Source organism: Longimonas sp. (assembly GCF_040409695.1).
Taxonomy (GTDB): domain Bacteria; phylum Bacteroidota; class Rhodothermia; order Rhodothermales; family Salinibacteraceae; genus Longimonas.
Genome location: NZ_JARWGJ010000028.1, coordinates 1 through 3,216 on the forward strand (window position 1 = coordinate 1; position 3,216 = coordinate 3,216).

General features: G+C 59.8%; 4 protein-coding genes. 1 reads left to right on the forward strand and 3 read right to left on the reverse strand.

Annotation, left to right across the window (positions count from 1 at the left end):
• On the reverse strand, positions 1 to 248 hold a 248-nt coding region (locus PPP56_RS01590), incomplete at its 3' end, for an arsenic metallochaperone ArsD family protein (RefSeq protein ID WP_353562108.1).
• Between the two features lie 152 nt (positions 249 to 400).
• The gene (gene arsM / locus PPP56_RS01595) at positions 401 to 1,198 is read right to left on the reverse strand and encodes an arsenite methyltransferase (protein ID WP_353562110.1); all 798 of its coding nucleotides are present in this window, start codon (positions 1,196 to 1,198) and stop codon (positions 401 to 403) included.
• Between the two features lie 292 nt (positions 1,199 to 1,490).
• Here arsM and ppk2 point away from each other — a divergent pair, with 292 nt between their 5' ends.
• Positions 1,491 to 2,288, forward strand: coding sequence for a polyphosphate kinase 2 (ppk2, locus tag PPP56_RS01600; RefSeq protein WP_353562112.1), 798 nt, complete (start codon positions 1,491 to 1,493; stop codon positions 2,286 to 2,288).
• A 53-nt stretch (positions 2,289 to 2,341) separates the two neighbouring features.
• Here ppk2 and PPP56_RS01605 read toward each other — a convergent pair whose 3' ends face one another.
• Positions 2,342 to 3,031, reverse strand: coding sequence for a hypothetical protein (locus tag PPP56_RS01605; protein ID WP_353562114.1), 690 nt, complete (start codon positions 3,029 to 3,031; stop codon positions 2,342 to 2,344).
• Positions 3,032 to 3,216 lie beyond the last annotated feature (185 nt).

Genomic DNA, 3,216 nt, shown 5'->3' on the forward strand with positions numbered 1-3,216 from the left:
GTCGTACTCGGGTTGTAGCGGGTAACCTCCACGCCATGGCGCCGGAGCCAGCGCAGCGCACCCGAAAAGCTGACGAGCGTATCGTCGGCCTCGGGGCCGCAGACGCCGGTGGAGCAACACATGGGCGGATCAAACACATCAATTTTCGGCATGGGTACAGACGGATTAGAAAAGAGGGCTTTTTGTTTATCGTCGATACACGATACAGCAGGTTGAGCAGTCTGTTCGGGACAGGCAGGCATCCTCATGGCTCTTTCATCGTGTTTGGGCGATGAATCAGAGAATCGACAGGTCAGATAGTCACAGTGGGTTACTTGCCTTGTGACGCTGTTCCGAACATGCGGGGCAAACAACCTGTGGAGCGGATTGCTGCATGTACACAACGTTACTCATTTCCAGATCACCCCCGCACGCCCCGCACCGTAATGCTCCACAGACGCGCCCCGCCCATGGCCGCCGCATTTGCCAGCGAGGTCACGCCCGCTGGCAGCGCCTTCTCCGGAATCTTAATTTCGCGGCGCGATAGCACCTCTACGTCCGCAAAACCTGCCGACGCGATCTTGTGCAGGTAATCGGTCTCCTCCAGCGCGCCCGCTACGCATCCCGCATACAGCTCTGCCGAACGCTGGATGGGATCTGGGAGCGTGCCTTCGGACACGATATCGGAGACGGTGAAGTGGCCGCCGGGACGCAGAATGCGGTGCATTTCGGAGAAGGCGCGCGCCTTGTCGGGGACCAGGTTCAGCACGCAGTTCGAGAGCACCACATCGGCGCTGGCCGGGTCGAGCGGAAGGTCTTCGATATCGCCCTCGATGAACGAGACGTTGTCGTATCCGAGTGCTTCGGCATTAGACCGCGCTTTCGCCACCATCTCTGGGGCAAAGTCCACCCCAATGACGCGTCCGGTCGTACCCACAATGCGGCGTGCCACAAACGCATCGAGTCCGGCACCCGAGCCGAGATCGACTACGGTTTGCCCGGTCTCTAACCCGGCGTGTTCGGTAGGCACGCCGCAGCCGAGCTGGAGATCGGCCTCGGCTACATAGCCCTCGACGGTGTCGTAGGCATCGCCAATCATGTTGGTTACGTCGCTATCGGAATCGCAGCACGAGGTGCAGCATCCGCTGGTGGTGCCTTCGGCGAGCGACGCATATTTGGCACGCACAGCTTCACGGATTTCATTGTTGGATGTATTCATGGTCTGAGAATGTCTTTTTTGTTTATCGTCGATACACGATATTATGGAGCACGTGTGTTGGTTTCTCCACAAAAGCTCATTTATGCCACCTTCATCGTTTTTATACGATAAAACGATCTGAGCTTGGGGGTTCGCTCGATGCAGGAACCGTTGGGTGCAGAACGAAGAAGGTGCTCTGCCTCGTTCGCAGTTTGCCCGGATGGTTCGTTTATTGGGTCCAGCCGGACACAGCCGCCTTCTGCTGGCGCCCCCTGTCCGTTTTCCTGCACCGTCCTCAGCATCCGTACGGCCCATGCACTCCGATGAGAAGCTCTCCAAGAAGCGATACAAAAAGGAACTCAAGCGTCTCCGGATTGAGTTGCGGCGGCTGCAGAAGTGGGTTAAGATGCAGGGGATGCGCGTTGTGCTCGTGTTCGAGGGGCGCGATGCAGCGGGCAAAGGCGGTGCGATCAAGCGGCTCATCAAACCGCTCAATCCGCGCTTCTGCCGCGTGGTAGCGCTCGATAAGCCAACGGAGCGCGAGCAGACGCAGTGGTACTTTCAGCGCTACGTAGCGCATCTGCCGTCGGCGGGTGAAATTGTCATTTTCGACCGGAGCTGGTACAATCGGGCAGGCGTGGAGCGCGTGATGGGGTTCTGCACCGACGAAGAGTATGAGCGCTTCCTGCGGGATGCGCCCAAGTTTGAGCAATTGCTCATTTCCTCGGGCATCCTGCTGATCAAGTACTGGTTCTCGGTCAGCGCCGAAGAGCAGAAGAAGCGGTTCAAAAAGCGTATCAACAGCGACACCAAGCGGTGGAAGCTCAGCGCGATCGACCTGGAGTCGCGGGCGCGCTGGCAGGAGTACTCACGCGCGAAGGACACGATGTTCGAGTACACTGACACCGAGGCGTCGCCCTGGTACGTAGTGCCATCAGACATCAAGCGCAAGGCGCGCCTCAACTGCATCCACCATTTCTTGAGCATGGTGGACTATGAAGAGGTGGAGTTTGTGATGCCGACGGAGATCGCGCTGCCGCCCAAACAAGAGGAACTCGACTACGAGCGTCCGCCGATCGATTCGCAGCGGATTGTGCCGCAGGTGTATTAGGGCGTGGTCTGCCTGTGCGAGATACACCCTGTGCATCATACGAATCCGGGCACTCACGGAAACAGGTCGTCCAGCAGGCCGCGTCCGTGGATCGTCACGCTTGGGATGAAGAGCACGGGATTGTCGTTCGAGATGTCGAGGGCGGGCTCGTCGTAGTAGAGGCCGACCTCGGGCGAGATGCCCAGCTGCCGGTTGCCAATCCGTACGCCGAAGAAGCCGCCCACCGTGGGCGTATCCGACGCGGCCGACTCGCTCAAGGGAAGCGTCTGCATGATGCGCGATCCGCCGTAGGGCGTCAGGGTGGCAGCCTCGGGACCCGACGCGATGAGCGTGCCGCCGAAGTACCAGTTCTGCCCGTAGTTGATGAACCCGGTGCCGCCCATCACAGCCATGGCGAAGCCGGACGTATCGGCGCCCACAAAGCGGCGCTTTACGTTGACCACGACGCCGCTAATGCCGGGCAGGCGCACGCCTACGTCAGTCTGGGCGTTCACCCCGAATCGGATTTCGGTATCCAGGCCCATGTATCCTACGGCCTCGTCCTGATCGTTTTCGTCGATACCTTCGAGTCCGTTGGGCACGGCGTAGACGGTGGTGGTTGCCACCGGTCCATCGGCCTCGTCGACCGGATGCGCGGTGGTTCCGGTGGCGTACGGCAGGCATCCGGTAAGGAGAAGCGCGCACGCGGAGGCGACGAGCAGCGAGTACACGGACGCCGACAGCGGGTGGGGTACGATAGGCATGGTGAAGGGCAGCACTGAGATGAGGGGGGACGCGTGAGGCTTCACGATGTTATTATAGTCAACAGCCGACCTCAAGTGCAACGCCGGCGCACCGTTTTGCGTCTCCCCGTCCATCCCTCCACCATGGTACATGACAAAGCTCACATGCCTCTTCACACACCCGGATTTTCGTCATTCTGAGGAGC